The sequence below is a fragment of the Shewanella sp. HL-SH5 genome (assembly GCF_051163755.1).
In the GTDB taxonomy this organism is placed as follows: Bacteria; Pseudomonadota; Gammaproteobacteria; order Enterobacterales; family Shewanellaceae; genus Shewanella; species Shewanella glacialimarina.
On sequence record NZ_CP195038.1, the window covers coordinates 1,201,608 to 1,226,613 of the forward strand.

The 25,006-nt window shown below is 41.3% G+C and carries 16 protein-coding genes, 1 tRNA gene and 1 pseudogene; 9 read left to right on the forward strand and 9 right to left on the reverse strand.

Annotation, left to right across the window (positions count from 1 at the left end):
• The first annotated feature begins 74 nt into the window (after positions 1-74).
• Complete coding sequence (gene rmf / locus ACRWQM_RS05230; RefSeq protein WP_226414298.1) at positions 75-251, forward strand: ribosome modulation factor; 177 nt, start codon at positions 75-77, stop codon at positions 249-251.
• 110 nt (positions 252-361) lie between these two features.
• Here rmf and fabA read toward each other — a convergent pair whose 3' ends face one another.
• Both fabA and ACRWQM_RS05240 read right to left on the reverse strand, forming a co-directional pair.
• Complete coding sequence (gene fabA, locus ACRWQM_RS05235) at positions 362-877, reverse strand: bifunctional 3-hydroxydecanoyl-ACP dehydratase/trans-2-decenoyl-ACP isomerase (RefSeq protein ID WP_434931477.1); 516 nt, start codon at positions 875-877, stop codon at positions 362-364.
• 76 nt (positions 878-953) lie between these two features.
• A complete protein-coding gene (locus tag ACRWQM_RS05240; RefSeq protein WP_434931478.1) occupies positions 954-2,711 on the reverse strand; it encodes a S16 family serine protease in 1,758 nt (585 codons plus the stop codon).
• A 243-nt stretch (positions 2,712-2,954) separates the two neighbouring features.
• On the opposite strand from ACRWQM_RS05240, the gene ACRWQM_RS05245 reads away from it, so the two are divergent.
• From ACRWQM_RS05245 to ACRWQM_RS05255, 3 genes are all read left to right on the forward strand, one after another.
• Positions 2,955-3,044: transfer RNA gene (locus tag ACRWQM_RS05245), tRNA-Ser, on the forward strand.
• A gap of 98 nt (positions 3,045-3,142) precedes the next feature.
• Positions 3,143-4,528 carry a site-specific integrase gene (locus ACRWQM_RS05250; protein ID WP_434931479.1) on the forward strand — a complete coding sequence of 462 codons (1,386 nt, stop codon included), beginning with the start codon at positions 3,143-3,145 and terminating at the stop codon, positions 4,526-4,528.
• Between the two features lie 829 nt (positions 4,529-5,357).
• On the forward strand, positions 5,358-5,756 hold the full coding sequence (locus ACRWQM_RS05255) for a hypothetical protein (RefSeq protein WP_434931480.1): 399 nt from the start codon (positions 5,358-5,360) through the stop codon (positions 5,754-5,756).
• Between the two features lie 1,177 nt (positions 5,757-6,933).
• On the opposite strand, the gene ACRWQM_RS05260 is transcribed toward ACRWQM_RS05255, so the two are convergent.
• The gene (locus ACRWQM_RS05260; RefSeq protein ID WP_434931481.1) at positions 6,934-7,758 is read right to left on the reverse strand and encodes a diguanylate cyclase domain-containing protein; all 825 of its coding nucleotides are present in this window, start codon (positions 7,756-7,758) and stop codon (positions 6,934-6,936) included.
• Between the two features lie 904 nt (positions 7,759-8,662).
• On the opposite strand from ACRWQM_RS05260, the gene ACRWQM_RS05265 reads away from it, so the two are divergent.
• Both ACRWQM_RS05265 and ovoA read left to right on the forward strand, forming a co-directional pair.
• Positions 8,663-9,796: a MalY/PatB family protein gene (locus ACRWQM_RS05265; RefSeq protein ID WP_434931482.1), complete on the forward strand. Its 1,134-nt coding sequence runs from the start codon at positions 8,663-8,665 to the stop codon at positions 9,794-9,796.
• Positions 9,797-9,938: 142 nt separating this feature from the next.
• Positions 9,939-12,074, forward strand: a pseudogene (gene ovoA, locus ACRWQM_RS05270) (5-histidylcysteine sulfoxide synthase).
• Here the strand turns inward: ovoA and ACRWQM_RS05275 are convergent.
• Positions 12,043-13,176: an ADP-ribosylglycohydrolase family protein gene (locus ACRWQM_RS05275; RefSeq protein ID WP_434931483.1), complete on the reverse strand. Its 1,134-nt coding sequence runs from the start codon at positions 13,174-13,176 to the stop codon at positions 12,043-12,045. The pseudogene ovoA and the gene ACRWQM_RS05275 overlap by 32 nt on opposite strands.
• A 371-nt stretch (positions 13,177-13,547) precedes the next feature.
• On the opposite strand from ACRWQM_RS05275, the gene nhaC reads away from it, so the two are divergent.
• The gene (gene nhaC / locus ACRWQM_RS05280) at positions 13,548-14,960 is read left to right on the forward strand and encodes a Na+/H+ antiporter NhaC (RefSeq protein WP_434931484.1); all 1,413 of its coding nucleotides are present in this window, start codon (positions 13,548-13,550) and stop codon (positions 14,958-14,960) included.
• Positions 14,961-15,194: 234 nt separating this feature from the next.
• Here the strand turns inward: nhaC and ACRWQM_RS05285 are convergent, their stop codons facing one another.
• Both ACRWQM_RS05285 and ACRWQM_RS05290 read right to left on the reverse strand, forming a co-directional pair.
• Entirely contained in the window at positions 15,195-16,268 is a 1,074-nt protein-coding gene (locus ACRWQM_RS05285; protein ID WP_434926704.1) for a hypothetical protein, read from the reverse strand.
• A 5-nt stretch (positions 16,269-16,273) separates the two neighbouring features.
• A complete protein-coding gene (locus ACRWQM_RS05290; RefSeq protein ID WP_434931485.1) occupies positions 16,274-17,323 on the reverse strand; it encodes a hypothetical protein in 1,050 nt (349 codons plus the stop codon).
• Between the two features lie 706 nt (positions 17,324-18,029).
• Between ACRWQM_RS05290 and ACRWQM_RS05295 the strand changes: the two genes are divergently transcribed.
• Complete coding sequence (locus ACRWQM_RS05295; protein ID WP_434931486.1) at positions 18,030-19,655, forward strand: methyl-accepting chemotaxis protein; 1,626 nt, start codon at positions 18,030-18,032, stop codon at positions 19,653-19,655.
• A 237-nt stretch (positions 19,656-19,892) separates the two neighbouring features.
• On the opposite strand, the gene ilvN is transcribed toward ACRWQM_RS05295, so the two are convergent.
• From ilvN to ACRWQM_RS05310, 3 genes are all read right to left on the reverse strand, one after another.
• Positions 19,893-20,387, reverse strand: coding sequence for an acetolactate synthase small subunit (ilvN, locus tag ACRWQM_RS05300; RefSeq protein ID WP_226414341.1), 495 nt, complete (start codon positions 20,385-20,387; stop codon positions 19,893-19,895).
• The gene (locus ACRWQM_RS05305; RefSeq protein ID WP_434931487.1) at positions 20,387-22,105 is read right to left on the reverse strand and encodes an acetolactate synthase 3 large subunit; all 1,719 of its coding nucleotides are present in this window, start codon (positions 22,103-22,105) and stop codon (positions 20,387-20,389) included. The genes ilvN and ACRWQM_RS05305 overlap by 1 nt, the downstream gene beginning before the upstream one ends.
• 354 nt (positions 22,106-22,459) lie before the next feature.
• Positions 22,460-23,635 (reverse strand): multidrug effflux MFS transporter, encoded by a 1,176-nt coding sequence (locus ACRWQM_RS05310; protein ID WP_434929088.1) that lies wholly within the window; start codon positions 23,633-23,635, stop codon positions 22,460-22,462.
• A gap of 278 nt (positions 23,636-23,913) precedes the next feature.
• On the opposite strand from ACRWQM_RS05310, the gene ACRWQM_RS05315 reads away from it, so the two are divergent.
• Positions 23,914-24,957 carry an IS110-like element ISShfr7 family transposase gene (locus ACRWQM_RS05315; protein ID WP_434930380.1) on the forward strand — a complete coding sequence of 348 codons (1,044 nt, stop codon included), beginning with the start codon at positions 23,914-23,916 and terminating at the stop codon, positions 24,955-24,957.
• Positions 24,958-25,006: the final 49 nt, after the last annotated feature.

The following is a 25,006-nucleotide window of genomic DNA, read 5'->3' on the forward strand; positions in this document are numbered from 1 at the left end:
TATTTGTCTGGCTTGTTTAATACAACGGGTTTTAAGTATAGCGAGTCAGTTTAATCACAAACGAGGACGCTTACATGAAAAGACAAAAAAGAGATCGTTTAGATAGGGCTTTTTCAAAAGGGTTTCAAGCAGGGATAGGAGGACGCTCTAAGGAATTGTGTCCCTATGCTGGTTTAGACCCTCGGTCGCAATGGCTTGGCGGTTGGCGTGAGGGCATTGATGGCAGGTTGAATGGGCTGTTTAATAAATGATCTGAATCATTTGTGGATTATATAGACCAAAAAATGCCCTCACTTTGAGGGCATTAACATAGTCAGGTAATTAGACTTGTTGAGATCATTAATATTCAATTCTAATTGAGTTAGAAAGTAGAAGTGTCGCTAAATACACCCACTTTTAAATCTTTCGCTGAATAGATTTGACGACCATCCACTTCTAATGTGGCATCTGCAATACCCATAACCAGTTTGCGATGAATAGTGCGTTTAATATTAAGTCTGTAGGTCACTTTTTTTGAATCGGGTAAAACTTGTCCTGTAAATTTAACTTCACCGACGCCTAATGCACGGCCTTTACCATCAGCGCCTTCCCAGCCTAAGTAAAATCCAACCAATTGCCACATAGCATCTAAGCCTAAGCAACCCGGCATAACAGGGTCAGTGATAAAATGGCAATCAAAAAACCATAAGTCTGGATTGATATCGAGTTCTGCAACGATCTCGCCTTTACCAAATTCACCGCCATTATCATTAATAGTGACAATGCGATCCATCATTAACATGTTGTCTACAGGTAAACGTGGACGATTAGGACCGAGTAAATTGCCGTGACCACATGCGATTAGTTGTTCCTTGGTAAAACTGTTTGCTCTTTCCATTTTTCTCAATACCACTAGAATGACTTTTTGATGCAGACAAGATAGCGAACACGTGTAAGCTAAACAACTCCGATCACTAAATAATGCCTAATTTTGCTAATATTTTTGCAAAAAAGTTAAGTTCGACCTCGTCTCCGTGCCCTGCAAGACGATCGAGTCGTTGTTGTACCATGCCGTATAAGGTTTCTGGTGGAAAATCATTATCCTCATTTGCTACACCAGCAGGGATAGTCATCAATAATTCAACAGCTTGATCCATGTGCTCAATGGCGTAAATATGAAACTTTTCCTCAGCAATTGCAGCTATTACCTCTGGTTCAAGGTTTAACTGCAAAATATTCGCTTTAGGAATAATCACACCTTGCTCACCTGTTAAACCTCGGCGAGAACATAAATTAAAGAAACCTTCAATTTTCTCATTCACGCCGCCGATAGCTTGTACATTACCAAATTGGTCTAATGCACCTGTGACAGCTAAAGATTGTAAAATCGGGTGTTCTGCAATGGCAGACATTAAGCAGCAGTACTCAGCTAATGAAGCACTGTCACCATCAATTTCTTGATAAGATTGTTCAAATACAATATTGGCATTTAAATGAAGCGGCGCATCACGGCCAAATATGCGATACAAACAGGACGAAAGGATCATCATGCCTTTTGTATGAATATTGCCTCCAAGCTCAGATTTTCTTTCAATATCCGCAATTTCTCCATCACCATAGTGAACTGATGCCGTAATACGGGCAGGTTCTCCATATGAGTAGTCGCTCGTATCGATAACCGTTAATGCATTGATTTGCCCAACCATAGCCCCTTCGGTAGGGAGGTTAATAAAGTTATCATCAAAACTTTGGGCTGAATAAATTTCTGAACTATTGTGACGAAACTTGAGTTGCTGTAAAGCTTTAGCCACAGCATTACTGTTAATACCATTACCCTGTTTGTTACTTGGCAGGCTAGGAATAAAAGCCTTAGCTTGAAGCATTAAAGATCGCATGCCTATCATGTTCAGACTTAATCTTTGTTGATGCTCAATGAGTCTAGAACTGTACCAAAGTAACGGTAATATGCTTGATGTTTCAAGCACTACGCCTTGTTTATTGGCTAATGTCGCTAACCACTGCACATATTGCGTTTCTGAATGTTTGGTTAAATCTAACTCATAACTGATTTCAGCTAATATTGGAAAATGCTGACTAAATAATCTGTCCTCACTTTGTAAGTGACTAAAAGAGATACCCGAGCCCACTAGTATAATCTTGCAGTTTAATGGAATAGGGGCTAAATCTTGATTAATACGATACTCTCCATCAGAGAGAATTTGTAACAACAACTCCCATAGACCTTCGCGTTTCCAAATTGACTGCAAACAAATAAACACAAAATGATTAGATGCTAATGCCCCTGCTTTATATTGGCTATTTTTATCGGTCTTTTGCATTTTCCCAATAAGGTCATTACGTCTTATAGGACCTTGTAAATAACAAAACAATGATTGTTGTTTAGCGATTGTGCCAACATTTTCAGGGGGACGCTGCGGCTGCCATTTAAATTTAACCGGCTGGAGATCTTCTGTTGATTTTGTTGCAACCAGGTATTGATCCGCAGGAGTATCAGCCTGTGTACATAATGCTTCAATAAAATCGACACGGTCCACACCTGGGAAATCAGCTAGAAACAGATTTTGCCCGCTCACTTTATTCATTAATTTAAAGCTATCAACAACTCTATCCTGACCCAGCAATAAGTGACTTGGATAAAAAGTACTTGGTACCTCTTTAGGTACATGAAATTGTGGTGCCAGTTTGGCACTAGGAAGCAATGTTAGATTCATAAATTAATAAGTGGACGATATACTGGAAAATAATGACTCAAATAGTAGCATAAAGCGCTGTAAAGTCTTTAAATGAATCGTCTAGCAAGTTAACTGTTATAAAGGGATGTAAGCCCAAGTAGGGCGGTTTTATCCATTTTTGCATAAAAACACATCATAGTGGTCAAATGGTAAACATTTAGATTTTTTTTTAAAGTTTATAGTTTACAAGCACCAGAGATACTTATATTATTCAGCTCGTTCGGAGGGATGGCAGAGTGGTCGAATGCACCGGTCTTGAAAACCGGCAACGGTTTATCCCGTTCTAGGGTTCAAATCCCTATCCCTCCGCCACATTCTAAAGTGAAAAAGCCATTGATAATCAATGGCTTTTTTGCTTTTTAGCATTTGAAAAATCATATTCTCAGACCCAAAACGGATGACTGAGACATATGTACCTATTCAGAGCCACAAATTGCACCTATTACACCCGCATGGTATTGCCTGCTTATCTTCGTGATAAAGGCTTTGCTGCCGACATTAAAGTATCCTTGCTCACTAAACAGCGCTCAATCGCGATAGGCCGTAATCTTGTCGTTGCGGGTATCTTGCGCCCATTAATCAGCAACTTAACGCAACAATCAATGCCAGATGCGTTTAAAGCACAGGTTAATCAATTGATTAATGATACCCGTGCAGGCTTTGTGGGGGTAACAGATACGCTTGATGATAAGGCTAAGCCCGTGCGGGAAATCATTCAGTTTATTCCCACTCGGCCAACACAATTAGCACATAATAGTACGGCATATGACAATTACCCTTCACCAACAAACTTGGCATTCTCAAATAAATCGAGTAGTAAAAATCAAACAAATTCAGTCGCTAACGTCACATTAACGGATGCACTAATTAAGTTTATAGCGTCTAAACAAAAGCAGTCTGTCTCAGTGTTAACGGTAAAGCAGCTAAATCAACGTATAGGCCACTTTATTGAGCTAACCCACCTAGATGATGTATTTGACATCACTAGCGCTGAGGCGATGGAATACAAGGATTGTTTACTTGAAGAGGGCAGAAGCCACAAAAGTAACAAAGACTACCTAGCAGCGGTGTCGCAGTTCTTTAAATGGTGCAAATTGATGCGCTACACCAGCGCCAACCCGTTTGATGAAGTGAAGCTATCAAAACCGAGCAACCAAGCTGGGCATGATTTAGCGCGTCAGCGCTGGCAACCAGCGCAACTAAAACACGTACTGCAATCACAAGACTTTATTGATAAACACCCTGACTTTAAATGGATAACACTATTGATGCTGTATCACGGTTTACGACCTTCAGAGGCTTGTCAGCTACACAGCAATGATATAACCGTAATCGATGGTATCAGCGTCATTCACGTGACTAATGAAGGCATGAGCCAACAACTTAAGACTGCGCAGTCAAAGCGAACCGTTCCGCTACATCAAAAGCTAATTGAGCTCGGTTTTACCGATTTCGTTCAAACCATAACTGACCGAGCATCAAAAAACAGTCAGTTATTTGATTATCAACCCAGTAGCGATGGTGTTTGGGCGCACAGATTCTGCCGAGAGTTTGGCAAATTACTCGACCAACTTAACTTTATCGCAGGTAAGCGACCTACAGCCTATTCATTTCGTCACACCTTTATTGATGAGCTTAAACAACTGCAAATCGAAGAGTCGATGGTGGCACAAATCGTTGGACACGTTTATCACAACATCACCTATGGACGATACGGCAAGCAATATGATGTGAAAACACTCAAACCTGTGGTGGATAAAGTCAGTTACACATTGAATCTATTTCTACCAGTATAAGAAGTGGGATTATATGAGAGGATTTTTGCTGAAAGATTAACCGTAGAGGGTTAATCATGACAACAGTCAGTAAATCCTGAGTGACTTTATATGCCAAAATTTGCTCTCACAGAACCAATAACCAGCCTGAGAAATGATGAAACCTACCCGCGGCATCATTTCTCAGTAGCACTTATCAAATCCTACGGGCGTAAATCGATAATAAATCTTGCTGAGAAATCGAATATTCACCTTTTTCGCGTTAATTTCACGCTCATTTCACGTAACTGTTCACTTAAAGAATGCAATTTAAACCGCTTCGCACTCAGTGAGTGCGAAGCCAAAGCAGCCCACTTAAAAAGTGGGACTACAGCGAAACCCGGTACGCACCTATCCCACTTTTGTTCCAAAAGGTCGGATAGGTGCTACGGGCAAGGGGATACCCCTTTGAACCCAACAGCCACATGCTGCGCATGTTAAAAATCAAAAGCGTTAAAGACAAAAGAAGCATCACCACTTTTATATGGTCTGCACTGTTTTTATGTACAGTTATAATGGTGTTTCATCAATTTATGATAAAAATTGATTGAAAATCGTTCTTTAGTTGTATCGTATTTAAAATAGAAAAATCGTAATTGTCTGATATTAATGCTTTTAATTTTTCTGGCGGTGACCACAAACTCTACTTTACACGCAAGCTCGGTTTGTTTTTGTCTGCTTGATACAATTAATTGCTTTACTTCAATAAGATAGCAAATGTAGGATATTATTAATCAATAAGTTAAGGGACTGACTTTACTGCGCAAGCCCTTCAATAAGCTGTTATATACCTAGGGATAGCCTGAGTTAAATGGATGCATTGAGCAAGCTTCAAGAAAAAAATAAAATCCATTCTAAGCATCAGCGTAATGCTAGCTGGAGTACTGTTTGGGTGTTTTGTTTACTGAGCCCTTTGCTATTTAGCTATGGCTACGAATTTTATTTTTCAGTGATAAAAAGCATTAAAATTGAGACTCTTCATCCATCTATAGCCTTATTTGGTTTACTAGGTTTTGGTTTACCTTTATCGGCTATGGGGGACTTAATGCTTTTTAAGCGTGTTAGTAAATTATTCCTACTAATTATCGCAGAAGCTTGGTTTATCTGGTTTTGGGTTGTTACTCCATTATCTTGGTTAGCTTTTTTACCATTGATTCCTGCATTTGTTATATTGCAAGTGCAACTACCTAAAATAAAGGCAGAGAAGTAAAAGGTATATAACAAGTCAATTATGGCATGGACGCAAAACGCATGGCTTGCGCTCCTTCGTCGCTAAGTTTAGCCATGCATTTGTGCGCCCCATATTGAGGCGTTATACATACTTGAGGTACGTCACATTTTAATTCGAGCGATAAATAGTCAGAGGAACTTAAAGCCTTATTTTTATTCGCAGACTGTGAAAGTAGGTTCTGTTGGTTGCTTCTTGGGAATTATCGTTGCGTACAACTTGTTCTTTGTAATAGCTTCCAACTTAGGTATTGAGGCTGATGTGCCTATTCGTAGCTATAGTGGTGGTTTAATCTCGGCCGCATTCGCTTTGTGTATATTGGTTTTGGCAGTCTCTCTGTATATATTTTGTTTAGTATCAGGAGCTATTTATTATGGCTTCAAACTCAAGAAAGAGCTTATTAGTAAAGATGAATTCATGAATATTGTATTCAAAGGGGTTTACCCAACTCGTTGGCAAAAGGGGTTATAAGACGGATGTATAACAAACCAAGTCAGCGGGAATTTTACTCGCTGTAAAACACTCATAAAATCCCCTGCTTGGGGCGTTAATCATTGACAACCTAACCGATAAAGACTTAAATGTCATATATCGACTACGAATGTTCACTTTCTGAGATGTGATTTTTCGATTAGCAATTGATTATAATGAATTTTAATTTTATTTTGCGTCTGGTTTCTTGGGTTCAAATCCCTATCCCTCCGCCACATTCTAATGAAGAGGCCTTATCGAAAGATAAGGCCTTTTTATTTGGGCTAAAAATAGGAATTTAAACCTCTGGGTTCCTATTTGTGACAAGCAAGCTATCCCTCCGCCACATTCAACGACAAAGCCTCATCAGAAATGATGAGGCTTTTTTGTTTTGGCGAAAGATAAAACTTTGAACCTCGGGTTCCTCTTTGTGACAAGCAAGCTATCCCGCCGTAAGATTCAAGACAAATATAAAAAATAGGAATAATGGGTATTTTGTTTCTGGCATTTGATGCTCTCGATAAGGACTGACTTAGACACCTAAGCTGTTAATCATTGAATTTACGGTATCTGAAGGGATGTTAAGGGCATGACCCAAAGCATTTGTAAACTTGCTAACTTAAACTGCGAGAATGATGACGAGCCACTGAATAGTCGCAAGATTTAATTGATTTTTATCACTAATGCCTCAATCTGAGACATTTTGAGATGTCGTTGAAAAATGCGTTTCATAGAGGCAATATACTTTTCTGTTACGCTTAGCTTGATACATGGCAATATCAGCATGGTTGAGTAAATGTTTACGATTGGAACCATGGCGTGGGTATTCAGCAATACCTATGCTTACCCCAACATGAATAATGTGCTGTTCATAATTTATTGGTTGGCCAATGAGCTGGTGCAGCTGCTCAACAAAGACCTGACCATGACTAGTAAAGCTGCCAAGTAATAACACTCCCAATTCATCTCCCCCAAGCCTTGCTACGACAGCATTTTCTGGTAAGCAGCTACGAATGCGTTCAGCGACAGATATTAATACTTTGTCACCGCACTCGTGCCCATGAGTATCATTGATCTTTTTAAAATCATTTAAGTCGAGTATTAAGCAGCAAAATATATGATTGTCTTGGATTATTTGTGAAAGTTTTTTATAAAATACGATCCGATTGGGTAAGCGAGTCAAGGGATCGTGATGTGCCTGGTGTAAATGTCTATTAGCTTGATCGACAAGTAAATGAATGGTTTTTTCACTCATGCGAGTAATAATAAAAACAAAGCCCCCTCCGCCACAAAAGACTAATGCCACCACTATTTCCAATTTGGTCGCTCGGTGATCGCTTAACATGTAGAGATAACCGAGGTAACCGACGATAAAAGCAAAAACTAGCCCGAGTAAAATACGCCACCCTAGCTGCTGTTCTGTGGGTAAACGGCTAATCGACAATGTAGGTCTTAGAGATAGCAGTAAGAGTATTAGACCTATAAGAATAGGGGCTTGGGCTAGGCTATTCATTTATTCTCCCTTATTGAGGTTGGTCAACCTCAATAAGTTACTGAAACGTTCCAAAACTATAGAAGGTGCATCGAAAGGCTGCAAGTGAGGATACGTTCGGTGTTTTCTTATCTGGAAGAATAAAGTGTTTTATATCGGCTCGTATTTGCTTCAATCGTGCTGCTTAAATTGTACCACCCATGATTCTGTGTCGCGCACCTATGGCGTACAAGGCTGGTTATTTGAACGGTTGACGGCCAAAATGGCACTAATTGTTTTGCTTATGACAGCGCAGGCCGACCTTTAGTGATAACAGAAGCCAATGGCAATGATATTAAAGTAACCTATAAATGCTTTGGTCATAAAAACAAACTGCATGACATCAACCAGGGGATAACTTTATTTGGCTACAACGTTAGGTGAGCTGGACAAGCAAAAGGCCTCATCAGCAATGATGAGGCCTTTTTGTTTGGGCCAATATAGGACGTTGAAGCTATGATTTCCTCTTTGTGACAAGCAAGCTATCCATTCGCTACATTCCAAGGTTGTTTCATTTTTGACTTTATTAACTTGGCAGTGATTTATGTAAGAGTGTAATCACTGCGAGTGATGGTTTAAGCTAATTTTCATATCAGAAATCACTTTTGGCTAATGGGTCAGACAGCTGCACATAAGGGTTCTATTTGATGCTAATCAGCAATTTTTTGGGGTATTAATGTCTGACTTGTTTTGACTCTGTCATTTAAATAGAGGTACGGCTAACTATAATACTATTTTATGTACTCCCTCAGACAAAAAAAGCATGTAATATTAACAAGTTCTTGGGTTATTTTGACTTGTGTTTTAACCTAAACCAAAGGTTAATAGTCATAGCTAAATCGGCTGTTTTCTGCAGACTGCTAAATTAACGTTCAAAGGACCCGCAATGAACTTCAGTGATAAACCTGACCGTACATCGTCAAAAGCCCATAAATGGGAAAAATATAAAGGTACCGATATACTGCCTATGTGGATCGCTGATACTGAGTTTCGCTGTGCTGAGCCTATTTTGTCTGCCTTACATCAGCGAATTGATGATGGCCTGTTCGGATATACCTCACCGGCTCACGATACCGATGCCTGTGAGGCCGTTGTGGCGTGGTGCCAACGTCAGTATAACTGGAAGATTGATCCTAGTTGGCTAGTCTGGACTCCGGGTGTGGTGCCGGCTTTTAATGTGGCTATACAAGCATATTGCCAAGCAGGGGATACGATTATCGTACAAACACCCAATTATCCTCCTATATTGGCAGCACCAGCACTGAATCATCTCAACCGAACCTGTATAGGCTCGATAGAAGTGGAAGGTCGCTGGACACTTGACTTTAATGCCTTAGAAGCGGCTGCCGCGGATCCTAAAGCCAGCTTATTTATTATGTGTAATCCAATGAATCCGCTTGGTACAGTCTTAAATCAAGCCGAACTAGACACCATTGCAGCAATATGCACAAAGCATGGCGTCATGCTGTGCTCGGATGAAATACACTGCGATTTAATTTTAGATGACGTGCCACATTTGCCTGCCAGTGCGCACCCAGAGTTAGCTGAGCATTCAGTGACATTGATGGCCGCGAGTAAAACCTTTAATATCGCGGGATTAGGTACGTCTTTTGCTATTATCCCCAACGAAACATTAAGAGCAGCCTTCAACCATGCAGCCCGCGGCAGGTTACCATCGGTAACCGTCACAGGGCTTACCGCTACTAATGCAGCCTTCAGGCATTGCGATGACTGGCATCAACAACAGCTGGCTTATTTGATAGAAAATCGCGATTATTTAGTCACTGAGATCAACAAAATTGACGGTTTAAAAGCTATCTCACCCGCGGCGACTTTTTTACTCTGGGTTGATGCAAGCGGTTTGCAAGTTACCGATACGCAAGCCTGGTGTGAAGCCAAAGGTGTCGGTCCATCAGCGGGCAGAGACTTTGGTGATAAAGACTATTTTCGCTTGAACTTCGGTTGCTCACGAGATTATTTAGTCGAAGCAATTAAAAAACTGCAGGGCGGAGTCGTTTAACCACAAGCAAAATTTTTTGCGGATAATATCAATATAAAGTAAAAAAGTTGAGCCTTTATCCAGTAGTTAATCGTATGACTATAGAATAAAAATTTAAGGAACGTGTTTCAGGATGACTTTACCTATACAAAACGCTCAAGAAATGGCTAAACGATCCGCAACGTTCGTTGAACCTGGTGCATTGCGCAGAACCCCTAAACTCAGCAGTGGCAGTGTGGATGACAAGCGCAAAGAAATCGCGCTTTACTTCACTAATACCTTTGATACCTATTCGCAACTGTTTGATTGTTTGCGCGACGATGCTGGTTTTTATCAAAAACCTATCCCCTTGCGCCACCCGCTTATTTTCTATCTTGGGCATACGGCCACTTTTTTCATCAACAAGCTACTATTAGCAAATCTGATCCCCAATAGGATAAATCCTCATATGGAGTCAATTTTTGCTGTGGGTGTTGATGAAATGAGCTGGGATGATTTGTCCGAGGACAGTTATGACTGGCCCAGTGTTGCTGCGGTAAAAGACTACCGCGCTAAAGTACGTGCCACAGTATTAACATTAATTGATACCTTGGACCTTGTGCTACCCATTGATTGGGAAAAATACCTGGTGGCCTATCGTCATGGGGATTGAGCACGAGCGTATTCACCTTGAGACGTCGTCGGTACTCATTCGCCAGCATGAACTGGCTAAAATCCAGTCATTACCTCAATGGCCTGCTTGCAAAGAGACTGGCCAGGCGCCAAAAAATAAATTGATAAGCGTCGCTGCCGGCTCTGTTAATCTTGGCAAATCCTTTGATAGTGATGTCTATGGCTGGGACAACGAATATGGCCAACATCAGGCAGAGGTCGCTGAATTTAAAGCCAGCCAATATTTAGTCAGCAATCAGGAGTTTCTTGAGTTTGTTGAGGCCGGTGGTTATGAGCAAAGTAGTTTCTGGAGTGATGAAGGCCTGGCTTGGCGACAATTTACTGAGGCGAAACACCCAGCATTTTGGCATTGGCACAATGGCTGGCGTTTACGTCTGATGACCGAAGAAATTGATATGGCTTGGGACTGGCCTGCTGAAGTTAACTACCATGAAGCGAAAGCGTTTTGTGAATGGAAAACAGTAGAAACTGGGCAACTGATCCGCATGCCAACGGAAGATGAATGGTATCGCTTGTGTGCAGAAGCGGGCGTCGAAGAGCTGGGTAATAGTAAGGCCAATGCTAACTTGCATCTTGACCATTTTGCATCATGTTGCCCGGTAACGCGCTATCAACATGGTCATTGGTTTGATGTGGTGGGCAATGTGTGGCAATGGACTGAAACGCCTATTTACCCGTTCGATAACTTTAAAGTACACCCACTGTATGATGATTTCACCACGCCAACTTTTGATGGTAAACACAATCTAATCAAAGGCGGCTCATGGATTTCAAGTGGTAACGAAGCACGCCTTAGTGCACGTTATGCGTTTAGACGTCACTTCTTTCAGCACGCTGGGTTTCGTTATATTGCCTCTAGTATTGAAGCGACTTCTCCTAAGGCTTATTACGAAAGTAATCAATTATTGTCAGAATACGCAGAGTTTCACTTTGGTGACACTTGGTATGGCGTAGATAATTTCCCTAAAGCCTTAGCTGATATTGCACTTGAGGCAATGAAGGGTAAACCCACAGTTAAAGCCCTTGACTTAGGCTGTGCGTGTGGTCGAGCAAGTTTTGAGTTGGCCCGTCAATTTGATGAAGTAGACGGTATTGATTTCTCAGCAAACTTTACCCGTCTAGCGGCTCAAATGGCGCAGCAAGGTGCAGTGCGTTACGCCCGTGCCGAAGAAGGCGAATTAGTTAGCTATCATACTCGTACCCTGCAAGAACTAGGGTTGCAAGCTTATTCAAACCGCGTAGCATTTCATCAAGGCGACGCCTGTAATCTCAAACCCCAATTCACTTCTTATGATTTAGTACTGGCGGCAAATTTAATTGATAGGCTCTATCAGCCGAGCCGTTTTTTGGCCGATATCGCGGCGCGTATCAATGACGGCGGCTTGCTCATTATTGCATCGCCTTACACTTGGCTGGAAGAGCATACACCTAAAGAAGAGTGGATAGGGGGGTCAAAAAAGATGGCGAAAACTACAGCACATTAGATGGCTTGAAAGATCAATTATCAAGCCACTTTAAGCTAGTGGGTGAGCCGCGAAAAGTCCCGTTTGTGATCCGTGAAACTCAGCACAAGTTTCAGCATACCTTGTCTGAACTTACGGTTTGGGAGCGCTTGCCTCGCGTATAAGCGCGTCAATTTCTTGAGCTATCTCTTTGTGGTCTACCAGTTGTTCAAACCAACTGGTGGCCACAATATCGCTTTGCAGTCCAAGCAAGGTTCCCAGCACTATGCCGCGATGTACGTTGTCACCGCCTAAGTTAGTATTGACTTGCAGTGCTTGCCAAGGATCATTTTGGTATTTACAGGCCAGATACAAAACGACAGGCCAAGAATCTGAAATATAACATGCCCTTGAAAACACTTGGCCGACGACTTGATTGTCGGGCACGTTACGTTTTAACAGACTGGCTAAATTAGTACTGGTTAGGCCTATACTTGCTTCAAGTAAAAGTGCTTTAGCGCCGCCCTCATCCGGGCCATCCAACAGACCACACAAGAGTTGCACGTAGCTATCACATACCTGCATTAAAGATTCATCAGGATGGGTCAATGCCAGATGCGCTCGGCAGGTAATCTTTATTTCGTCTTCGCTTATGCCTTTAAGTCGTTCTGAAAAAACCAAGGGCGCTACGGTTACCAATGCACCTATGGATGCGGTGTCGTGAGTTATCATCCCACAATTTTCAGGCTTGCGTCCCTGCGCCAAGTTAGCAAAAAATCCTCTGTGGTAGGACTCTGCATAAGTATCTGGATGAGCGGCGGGAGTCATTGTCATAAAGTCAATGTAGGCATTAACAAATGCTTGTCGGTCGTAGCGTTGTGGCGAACGCGCCAAGGTGCGCATCAGCACACGAGCGCAATGGGCGTTAAGGGTATTTTCACCCGCCTGCATGCCTTGATGGTAATGCACATTCGGTCTGTCCCAAAACTGCGCCTTATCTTTTAAAATAATATCGCCTACCACTTGCGGCGGCTGATCTTTAGATGCATGTCCCTTAGACGAACTATCATTGGATTGTCGCCCTCCTTTGTGTTTAGAGTGCAACGACATAATAGATGAAGGATGAAACTCAGGTGCGGCTTCAAAGCGCTGAATACCACCCGTAAAAGCACGCTCTATTTCTATTGGTTGATAATACCAATGCACCGGCATGGCCAAGGCATCAGCAATAAAGCTTGTTTTAAGTGCCCAGGTAACGCGAAGTAGCTGAGAAGGGTTGTGATCCATGGTAATGCCTCTTTTACATGGAATAAAACACGCGCAAATACATTATATACCGCAACAATAGCTTACGAATCGATAACGAATGGGTAATTTTTACCATGTTAATATTGATTAAAAACGTATGTGGTCATCCTTGATACGTCATTTATACCAGACTAGATGTTTTTTTAAGGCAATAGGCTAAATTTACTTCGCAACCATAATCTTCACTCAGACAAGCGCAACAGTTTTTTAGCCAGCTTTTTCTTTGGCGCTAAACGACCACTTACAAAAGATGAAAGGTTTATTTTTGATATCCTGCTTGTTTATAGTTTACCCAATTACTTGTACTGATATACTCAGCTTCATCCCAATTGTTACCATAATGTGTGCCAATGTCTGTAATTACGCCTAACTTACCCCGTAGCCCTAGTTTTTTGCAGTCTCTTATCTGTTTTAGCGTGATTATCATCACCATAGCGGGTGGACTTTTTGGTCTAGGGATCAGCCTGCATACACTAATGTTTCTGTGCCTGTTGTGGGTAGGACTCAACGCTTTTAGTCTTGGTTACGGCTATATACAGATACGTGAGTTGATGACTAACGCCCTCACCAGAGCCATGCCTGCCATCTATATATTTATATTGATCGGCATGGTGATTGCTAGTTTTATGCACAGTGGCACCATCGCCACACTTATTTATTATGGCCTTAGCTGGTTGAGTCCGAGTTTGTTTTTGGCTGTTGGTTTATTACTGTGCGCCTTGATGTCGCTAGCAACTGGAACATCTTGGGGTACCGTTGGCACCTTAGGTGTGGTTTTTATTGGTATCGGCTCTGCCATGAATATTCCACTGCCTTTAGTCGCAGGTATGATTGTTTGCGGTGCCACCTTCGGTGATAAAATGTCGCCGATTTCAGATACCACAAACCTTGCTGCTATGAGTGCTGGCACCGATCTTTATCGACACATTTACGCCATGCTGTTCACTACAACGCCGACTTTTATCCTCACTTTTTTAATATTTTTAGTGATCGGATTTAACTATGGTGAGCAAAATATAGACTTGGCAGAGGTCACCTCAATTCAAACAGCACTCGCCAACAATTACAGCCTTACGCCGCTGATTACCTTATTACCCCTGATTTTACTCGCGGTACTGAGCATTAGAAAAGTGCCCGCTGAAGTGACTATGTCATGCAGCATTATACTTGCCGTGCTAATTGCGATTTTTTATCAGCAAGAAAGTGCTATCTCTGTGCTTAATGCGCAGTGGGAAAATACACCGGAATCAACGGGTATCTCCAGTTTAGATGCTTTGCTTGGTCGCGGCGGCATTAGCAGCATGAGCTGGACCTTACTGCTGGCGTTAATGGCTATCGCGCTAGGCGGAATTTTGCACGGCGCGGGATTTCTTAGCGCACTATTAGCAGGCATCATAAAAAGAGTGCAGCGCACCGCTACCCTTATTGCGACAACGATTATGTCGGGCTTTTTAGGTAACATTGCTATGGGCGAGGCCTATATTTCGATTATTCTAAGTTGCCAACTGTTTAAGCCTAAATATGAGCAACAAAATTTAGAGCCAGCCATTCTTTCGCGCTCAGTTGAAGAAGGTGCCACTATGACCACAGGTCTTATTCCGTGGACTACGGCCGGTGCCTTTTATACTGCCACACTAGGGGTAGATGTACTTGACTACGCGCCCTATGCTTTTTTCAACTACCTTAATGCCATTGTAGCAGTGGCAATGGCAGCCTTTGGCATTGGTCTTCTCAAACTGAAAACGAAACCTGATGTGGCATAAAGGATATTGATATCATATAAACCCTCCGGTTTTTTAGTGTTAATACGGTAAAATTCAAGCCAATGCTTGAGTTGAATCGACCTCGGAGGTGTTTAATATTCGTAGACGATGTGGAATATTATTCCTTTTGAATAGGGGGAATATATGAGTGTCTGATTTTCTGACCTAATCGATAAATTCAGCTTTAGTACTAGCTCCAAGGTCGAGGAATTCATAGTGACATCAAGCACCCCCTTATTCCCCGGCCATCTTCTGCAAAAACTCTAAGCGTTGCTGTTCTTGTTCATCGGGTTGCCATGGCTCATCTGACAGTTGTTCGACAGCAAAATCGCCAAGATCAAAACTAGGCTGCTCGCTATGACCATAACGTGTTAACTCCCCGGGCACACCAGGGCGAAGCTCTAACACAAAAGTCGCTATTTTGAAGGGACCTGAGTGTGTTGCAAGCACGCCTTTATAAGCTTTAAGCATCATTTCAGCACCACCTTCTGAGAGTTTTTCTGAGCTGGTGAGTAAGGCTATTGGTTGGCCGTTTTCATTGTGTAAATTAGCCCGTAAACGATAATAGCCCGCTTGTTCAACGTCTAATTTGATGGGGATAACCATATCACTGCCTTCTGCCCGAATGTTGCCTACTCCGGTGATAGTGGCTGCTGGATAACTGTATTCAATGCCTGTTGATATTGTTTGCTTTTTGCCTTTCGCGCTAAACGTTACACTCACTTCTATTGGGCCATCCCACTCTTCTTTCGCGTCGAGCTGTGCAGCCCATTCCCCTTCATCGCCGAGCATATCTTTTTTAGCAAGTATGTCATTACCATAGTTAATATCAGTACTTTGTTCGTTTTTAAGTGAGACCTTAACAGCCGTTACTGCCATGCCGTTTACGACAAGTTTTACTATTACAGGCTCAGGGTAGCTGAAACGATATTGAGGTAGCACTATGCTAGCGCTGCCGCCGCCTTGTAACATAACGGGCTGTGGCAGGTAATTGTTGGGGTTGAGTAAGTGGCTATCTTCAGCAGTTAATGGCATTGAATAAGAAGGTAACGTTAGCTCATTAGCATAGGCATCTGCCAACAAAGAGAAACTCTCACTAATAGACTCAGGGATTGTTTCTACTTGATATTTTATCTTGGGTTTTACCTGCGAAGTTTGAGCTGGCGGCTGAGTAATAGAAGGCTCCTTTTGGGGTGTAATCAACGCCTGAGCTGGCAATGTCGCTGGCTCAGAGGTGAAATACCAATACCCTGCTAGACCGACTAGCAGGGTAATAGCACTGACAAGTTTTTTATTATACTTCTTCACAATGATTAATTAGCCGCCTGATACACAAGGGATGACATACTGGTATTCGCCGAGTTGCGGACTAGTCGATAACGTGAACTAAACACCCACCAACCGCGCTTTTCTTCATAGGTATTAAATTGTAAATTGTCACCATTTAGGTAATTAGCACTGCTGTTAGCTGTGGTGACTTCATCTTTGGCACTGTTTAAAATAGTGTCACCATGACTGTAGCCTTCGCTCATTAACATAGGGTAATGATACGGCATAAACTGGCTCGGGCCACTGACAGATTGAAGTTTACCATCAAATGCGACACTGCGTGAGCAGCTGTTATAACTGCCTACCGATGCTGCACCACAGCTTGAGTGGCTGGCAACTACACCATCATCTTCACCGGGTAAAAATGCACCCGTAGCCCCAAGAAAGTCAGACCCAGCACCCGCAAAACGTAAGCGGGGTACTCTACTTTCTGGAAAGGGCGCAAGCTGGCGGGCACTATTAACACGTAAATCATTAAGTACACCAATTGTTGATGGTGTTGGAGTGGTGCCTAGCCATAAGGACACTGCAAACCTTAAGGTTGCATCGATAAGGCCTGAGCCATTGGCAACATTGACGGCAAGATCGGCTAATTCAACACCACCACCCGCACCTGCAAAATCGAAAGTGGCCACAATGTTTAATGGCTGTAGACCGGCATTTTGTAACCATAGTGCTTGATTATCAATAATATAACGGGTGACTAAATCACCTGTCGAGTGAGTGACAAACACACAGCCACTGGCACAGGTTCCATCACGGGACATTTGCTGTAATTTAGGCCATACGTAATTGCTAGTGATTTTATTGGCTATACGCTCATGTGATGGCCAATCGATACGTTCATCGGCGCGATCCCGCCAATACTGAGCCCAATATTGATCGCCATTATCGCTAACCTGAGTGCCTGTTGGCTTACTTTGTAAGTTGTCGGGTTGAAAGCCATGTACTAATACGACTGGATGGCCACCTACAGCGGCTTGAGCTGCACCATTGAGTAAGCCCGCCATGAGTAAAAATAGTGATTTATTCATCTGATATCCTTGTCTATTGTCTGCTACGGCGGCCACCATTACGACTAACATTATTGTGTTCAATGAAGGTAATAGAAGCGCTAGCATTTTTATTATAATTAGGGGGTTAATTTAATTTTTTTTTACTTTCAGCAATCAACATAGAGGAGAAAAAAAGATTGCAACAGTTAAAAATTAGTCATTTTATGACAAGAAAGGGGCTCGTGTTTGAATGTTTTATAGTCAGTTTGATAAAGTTATTTTGAAGGTGTTTACCATAAGTGATTTTAAGGCATGGTTATTGTCAGTTTAAATCAATATTATTTTAACGTTTTATTAACACTAGTGTTTTAAGTTTTTACTCCAATTATTTTAAAAATATAACATTTAACTAATTATTACCTAAATATCCCGCCTCGTTAACATCAAAAGTAAGTTTGTGCAGGTTTTTATATAATGAAATCGATTTGATATCAGAGGGATGGTTTTTAACGTAATAACTTTATGTACCATTCCCGATACAAAATAAAATTTTTTGCCGCTGTGTCTAGCATAAAGCCTACTTTGTGCAATACTTTATTTTAGTGACGATTACAATTTGGTAACAATTTGTTGTTGAGTCATTATCTTTCGCTTTTAAAAATATTTAAACGTAACTAGGTTCTCTTTATGGAATGACTGAGCCATTAGGATGGATTAATTCAATCGATTACAATGGTGACATTTTATGAATCTACAAATTAAACATAAGATGCTATTAAGCTCTTTGATTCCGCTTGCTCTACTTATTTGTATCTGTGGCATTGCCATTAATATGATGGGAAAGATTGAACAAGGGGTGGTACGAATATACCATGATAGAGTAGTGCCTCTTGAGGACTTGAAAGTCATCGGAGACGATTATGCTGTGTATGTTATTGATGCTATCAATAAAGCAAACGCCGGAGATTTTAGTGCTCAAAATGCAGCAGATGCATTGAGAAATGCCAGAAAAAATATTGAGTCTCTTTGGACTAAATATATTGCGACTGAACTGACAACAGAAGAGGCGCGTTTAGTTAAAGAAGCTAAAGTGATGTTTGTGCCTGCTGACAAGCAAATAGATATGTTAATCAGTAAACTCAATACATTATCAGGCAATATAGCAGGGCAGTTAAGTTCAGATATTATTCCTTTATATCAAGTAATAGATCCTATTAGCGGTAAAATAGCAGAGTTAGTATCGCTGCAAATACAAGTGGCCGAAAATGAAACGCAAGCGGTGAATGAGGTTTACAATGCTTCTGTGAACTTATTTCTATTTCTAACCGCAATCGCGATAATTGCCAGTATCATATTGAGCCGATGGGTCAGAACAAGTGTTATGTCACCTATTACCGATATCCTTTCTAAGTTAAAAGTGATTAAAAAAGACTCTGACTTAACTCAGGTTTTTAAGCAGTTTAATGATGATGAGTTGGGCCAAATCTCTACTAATTTAACAGGGGTTATTGCACATTTGAGGGGGATTCTTGAGTCAATATCTGATGCGGCGAATACGATTAATAATTCTGCTGATAGCTTGAATGATTTTACCCAAGAAACTAACAACCGGATGCTAAAACAGCAATCTGAAACTGTGCAAACAGCAGCTGCGATGAACCAAATGACAGCAACGGTTGCTGAGGTTGCTCAAAGTACGACAGCTGCAGCAGATTCTGCTCAAAATGCCGATAGTCATGCCCAAAATGGTGATCTAATCGTTCAACAATCTATTAAAAGTATGTCACTTTTGTCGACTAAAATTCAACAAACATCAGAGGTTATTACACACCTTGCCAGTGAAAGCCAGAATATAGGGCAAGTGCTTGATGTAATTAAGAGTATTGCTGAACAAACTAATTTACTTGCGTTAAATGCTGCTATTGAGGCTGCGAGAGCTGGCGAACAAGGTCGTGGCTTTGCGGTTGTTGCCGATGAGGTTCGTACCTTAGCTAAGCGTACTCAAGAGTCGACACTGCAGATTGAAACCATGATTGATAACTTGCAACAAGGGGTAAAAAAAGCAGTTATTTCTATGGAGTCAGGCGTAGAACAGGTGAATGAAGCTAACAAAAACACCAATTCAGCCGGTGATGCGCTAAAAGAAATTGTCTCTTCGGTTGATAACATTACCGAGTTAAACACCCATATTGCTACGGCAGCAGAAGAACAATCGAGTGTAGCTGAAAGTATCAATCGCAGTATTATCGCTATCAGTGATATTGCCCAGCACTCGACTATGGCAGCAGAGCAATTAAGTCATTCAGTTAATAATTTATCAGAGCTTGCGAGCACCATGCGCGCTCAGGTTGGAACATTTATATTGCATTAATTGTTATTACGTAAACTTTACCACACTTAAGTGATTAACTTTATGCTATAACTTTGGATGGATTTTAAACAATATTCTCACGGATAGATTTAATTTATTAATGGTCTACGCTGCTAACTGAATGATTGACGTTATGCGCCTGTAATAAACAAATAGATCAGCAAACAAAAGAGCCACAGATTAACCTGTGGCTCTTTTATGTTTACAAACTATGGTACTGGTTTAATTCAATTTAGCTTATGCCCGCATTGATTTCTCACCACGAGACAGCCCCACCACGCCTGAACGAGACACTTCAATCACCTTAGTAACTTCTGTTAAGGCACCAATAAAGGCATCAACTTTATCACTGGTTCCAGCCATTTGGATGGTGTAAAGGCTTGCTGTTACATCAACTATTTGGCCACGAAAAATATCCGCTGTACGTTTAACTTCTTCACGCACATCACCAATAGCTTTTACCTTGACCAGAGCTAGCTCGCGTTCAATATGTGCCGCTTCAGTAATGTTAGCCACTTTTAGAATATCAATAAGCTTATGCAGTTGTTTTTCAATTTGCTCTAACACTTTTGCATCCGCTATCACGGTAATGTTTAAACGTGACAGTGTGTTATCTTCCGTTGGTGCGACGGTTAAGCTTTCAATGTTGTAACCACGTTGTGAAAACAAGCCTACAACGCGAGAAAGTGCACCGGGTTGGTTCTCAAGTAATACAGAAATAATACGACGCATTAGCTTTTCTCCGTTTTGCTTAACCACATTTCGTTCATTGCTCCACCACGAATTAGCATTGGATAAACGTGTTCTGTCTCATCAACACTAATATCTACAAATACTAATCGATCTTTTATGGCTAATGCTTCGGCCAATTTTGACTCTAGCTCTTTTGGATCGCTAATTGTTATTCCTACATGGCCATAAGCTTCGGCAATTTTGGCAAAATTAGGCACAGAATCCATGTAGGAGTGCGAATGGCGACCAGAGTAAATCATATCTTGCCATTGTTTTACCATGCCCAAAAAGCGGTTATTCAAGTTGATAATTTTAACAGGGGTATCATATTGCAGTGCCGTTGATAGCTCTTGAATATTCATTTGAATAGAACCATCGCCAGTAACGCACACGACGGTTTCGTCTGGGAAGGCCATTTTGACGCCCATGGCGGCAGGTAAACCAAAGCCCATGGTGCCTAAACCACCGGAGTTAATCCAACGGCGTGGTTTATCAAACGGGTAATAAAGGGCAGCAAACATCTGATGTTGACCGACATCCGAGGCGACATAAGCGTCACCATTGGTTAGTTTATATAAGGTTTCGATAACTTGTTGCGGCTTAATACGGTCAGTGGTTCTATCAAACTCTAAACACTGTTGAGCGCGCCATTGAGTAATTTGTTGCCACCAAGCATCTAATGCCTCGGTATCATTCTTACCTTTGGTGCTGGCTAACAGTTCAAGCATGGTATCAAGAATATTATCCGCTGAACCTACAATCGGAATGTCTACTCGTACGGTTTTTGAAATAGATGCAGGGTCTATATCTATGTGTAAAATAGTGGCGTTAGGGCAATATTTATCAACATTATTGGTCGTACGATCATCAAAACGTACCCCAATACCAAATATCAAATCACAATTATGCATAGCATTGTTGGCTTCAAATGTGCCATGCATGCCTAACATGCCTAAGCTTTGTTGATGAGTCCCAGGGAAAGCGCCTAAGCCCATTAATGTGCAAATTACCGGAATATTAAGTTGTTCAGCAAGTGATAATATCTGTTTGTCACACTCTGAAATAATCGCGCCACCACCCACATAAAGAACCGGTTTTTTGGCCGCTAATAAGGCTTGGAGTCCACGGCGAATTTGACCTTTGTGACCAGTTGTTGTTGGATTGTATGAACGCATTTTTACGCTGTCTGGATAGATATAATCATAAAGATTATCAGGACTTAGGCAGTCTTTTGGTAAGTCTATAACCACAGGGCCGGGACGACCTGTAGAGGCGATAAAAAAGGCTTTTTTAACGATTTCAGGAATATCAGCCGGGTTTTTAACTAAAAAGCTGTGTTTAACGATAGGCCTAGAAATACCAATCATGTCACATTCTTGGAAGGCGTCATTACCAATGAGTGAGCTTGGTACCTGACCAGATAACACCACTAAGGGGATAGAGTCCATGTAGGCTGTTGCAATACCGGTGATGGCATTGGTTGCACCAGGACCTGAGGTTACCAGTACCACGCCAACTTTACCCGTGGCGCGAGCATAACCATCTGCCATGTGAACCGCGGCTTGCTCGTGACGAACTAATATATGTTCTACACCAGCTATTTTGTGGAGGGCATCATAGATATCTAAAACAGAACCACCCGGGTAACCAAAAATATGGCTAACACCTTCATCTATTAGTGAGCGCACAATCATACTGGCGCCAGAAAGCTTTTCCATGAAATCAATCCTCTTAAGTTACCGTTATGGTAAACAGTATCTTGCATACAACGACGGTAATCGTTCTAAAAAATAAACTTAAACGGTTATTTAAGTCTGTTAAAGGTTAAGACGTACCTTAAACCCATTATCCGCTCTGCAGAACGTATGAGCTTTATCATATGTAAATTTATATTTACTGCAAGTGTTTTGTTTATTTTTTTAATTAATTTGAAAATATTTCATATTTAATCTAAGTGAAAGGATTGTTGTCACCAGAGTATGTTGGATTAGACAAACAAAAAAGCCATCAAACGCTTGGTTGATGGCTTTGTGGAATTTACGCGTTAACTTACCAACGATAGTTATCAGTTATCAGTTATCAGTAAGAGTGTGATATTTGCTTTGATAATTTTGTAATATTTGACACGCGGCAACCATTAAAATGGCCACTAACATTAAGCTGGCGAATGGCACTGCTGTACCAGTATAGAAATAGGCGAGTAATGGACCTGCTGTTGCCCCAAAACCAAATCGTAATGTACCAATAACCGCAGTAGCCGTGCCGGTTTCTTGCTTAAATTTCATTAGCACAATCGCATCAGCATTCACTGACATAATCCCTAATGCACCCATTAGTGGGATCAGCATTATCACTGTAAAGTGATAACTTAAATCAAACACATTCACCAGCACTAAACCAATGGCGGCAATAGTCGCAAAAAAAGTACCGACATGTAACATACGCTTTGAGCCATAACGACTGACAATACGTGAGTTAACAATGTTGGCTAACATTAATGCACCCACATTAGAGCTGAATAGAATGGCAAATAGCGACTTGTCTAATTCAAACACTTCCATGTACACAAATGGAGATGCAGTTAAATAACAGAAAAATGCAAAAGAGGTCAGTACACCACTGGTGATATGTAATTTTACACCTTGGCGAGAAAACACCGTGTAATAAGATCGAAAAAAAGATTTTTGGCTACGTTGTTCTAAATCAGTATCACTGGGCATTTTTAACTTTGTTAACACAATGATAAGTAATAATGCCGCGTAAAAACTTAATACAAAAAAGATTAAGTGCCAGTCACCCAGCTCTAATATAAAACTGCCTATTGTTGGGGCTATTAACGGCGCTAACATCATGATTAAACTGACGTAAGACATGCCTTTGGCAGTATTGTCACCGTAGATTTCTTTAATATAACCTGGCACCACAACGGTGGCTGCTGCGCCGATAAAGGCTTGTAAAAAGCGCAGTACAAGAAACTGCTCTATGGTTTGACTGAATCCAAGCAGTAAGCTGATGACACTAAAACCGATTAACCCAGTAATTACTAATGGCTTACGGCCAACTCTGTCAGCAATCGGGCCAAAAGTCAGCATGCCTAACGCATAGCCTGCCAGGTAAATACTTAGCGATTGCTGCACCATGGTCACATCGGTGCCAAAACCTTTCGCTAAAGTTGACATAGCAGGTAAGTACATATCAATTGCTAAGGGCGTTATCGCAACGATTGCCGCTAACATAGGGAGTAACATTGCCAAATGTGGAAAAGTGTTTAGAGCAGCTTTGTTTGAAGATTGAGACACAAAAACCTCAGGAAATTATAGAGAAGCCATTTGGAGCAAATAAATGAGAAATTATATTTCAGTAGAGTAGTTTAACATGTAATTGGTACTTTGGATTTGAGATTTTGTAATCAAAAGTATCAATTTTTCTCATCCTCTTAAAGCACCTTGATACTCATTGAGCCCCCTCCCTAGCAAGCCGCATCAGCGGTATGCTTAAGGTGACCAAACCAACAGGAGAAAGCTCAATGAGATTTTATAATAACTCACATCCATACTACTGTGGTATCGATTTACATGCACGCTTACTTTATGTCTGCATCATTGATTCTAAAGGGGAAGTTGTCGTCCATAAAAAGATTGGCGCTGACAAAGATGACTTACTACTCATACTTGAACCCTATATCGGCAATGTCATTGTCGGGGTTGAGTGCATGCATTGTTGGTATTGGGTGTCTGATTGGTGTGCTGAACTGGGTATCGACTTTATTCTAGGTCATGCCCTTTATATGAAAGCGATTCACGGCGGTAAAACTAAGAACGATAAAGTCGATTCATTTAAAATTGCCACACTGCTGCGTGGTGGCAATTTTCCAATAGCCTACGATTACCCAAGTGAAATGCGCGCTGCGCGTGACCTGTTACGTCGACGTATGAAGATTGTTCGTCACGGCGCTATGCTTAAAGGTCATGTGGTTAACACCAACAGCCAATACAACTTACCTGCCACTGACCTAAACCTTAAAAACATCTCTGCAAGACAAAAAATGCGGGAGCAATATCAAGATCCTATTGTGCAACGTAATATTGATTTAGACATGGCGCTACTTGATTGCTATGCCAAAGAACTCGCTCAAGTTGAATGGTTCATTGAAAAACAAGCCAAAAATCATAATCCCGTGTATCTAGAACTACTTAAAACAGTACCTGGCATCGGTAAGATTTTATCGCTGACTATCCTCTATGAAATTGGTGATATCAGTCGATTTGAGTCAGTGCAAAAGTTTGCTTCATACTCTCGATTAGTCAAATGCAAAGCTGAGTCTGCGGGTAAAACCTATGGTACTAATGGTAATAAAATCGGTAATGCTCATTTAAAGTGGGCATTCTCTGAAGCTGCTGTGCTTTACCTGCGAGGCAATGATAAAGCCCGTAACTATCTTAATAGATTACAAAAAAGAATGAGTAAGGCTAAAGCGTTATCTGCACTGGCACATAAGCTTGGCCGTTGCGTCTATTTCATGTTGAAGAACAAAACGGTGTTTGATGAACAACGATTCTTAAAAGGATAAGTCGCGCAATAAGGTGAGCTGAACATCTAACTAGATACTCTTGAAAAGA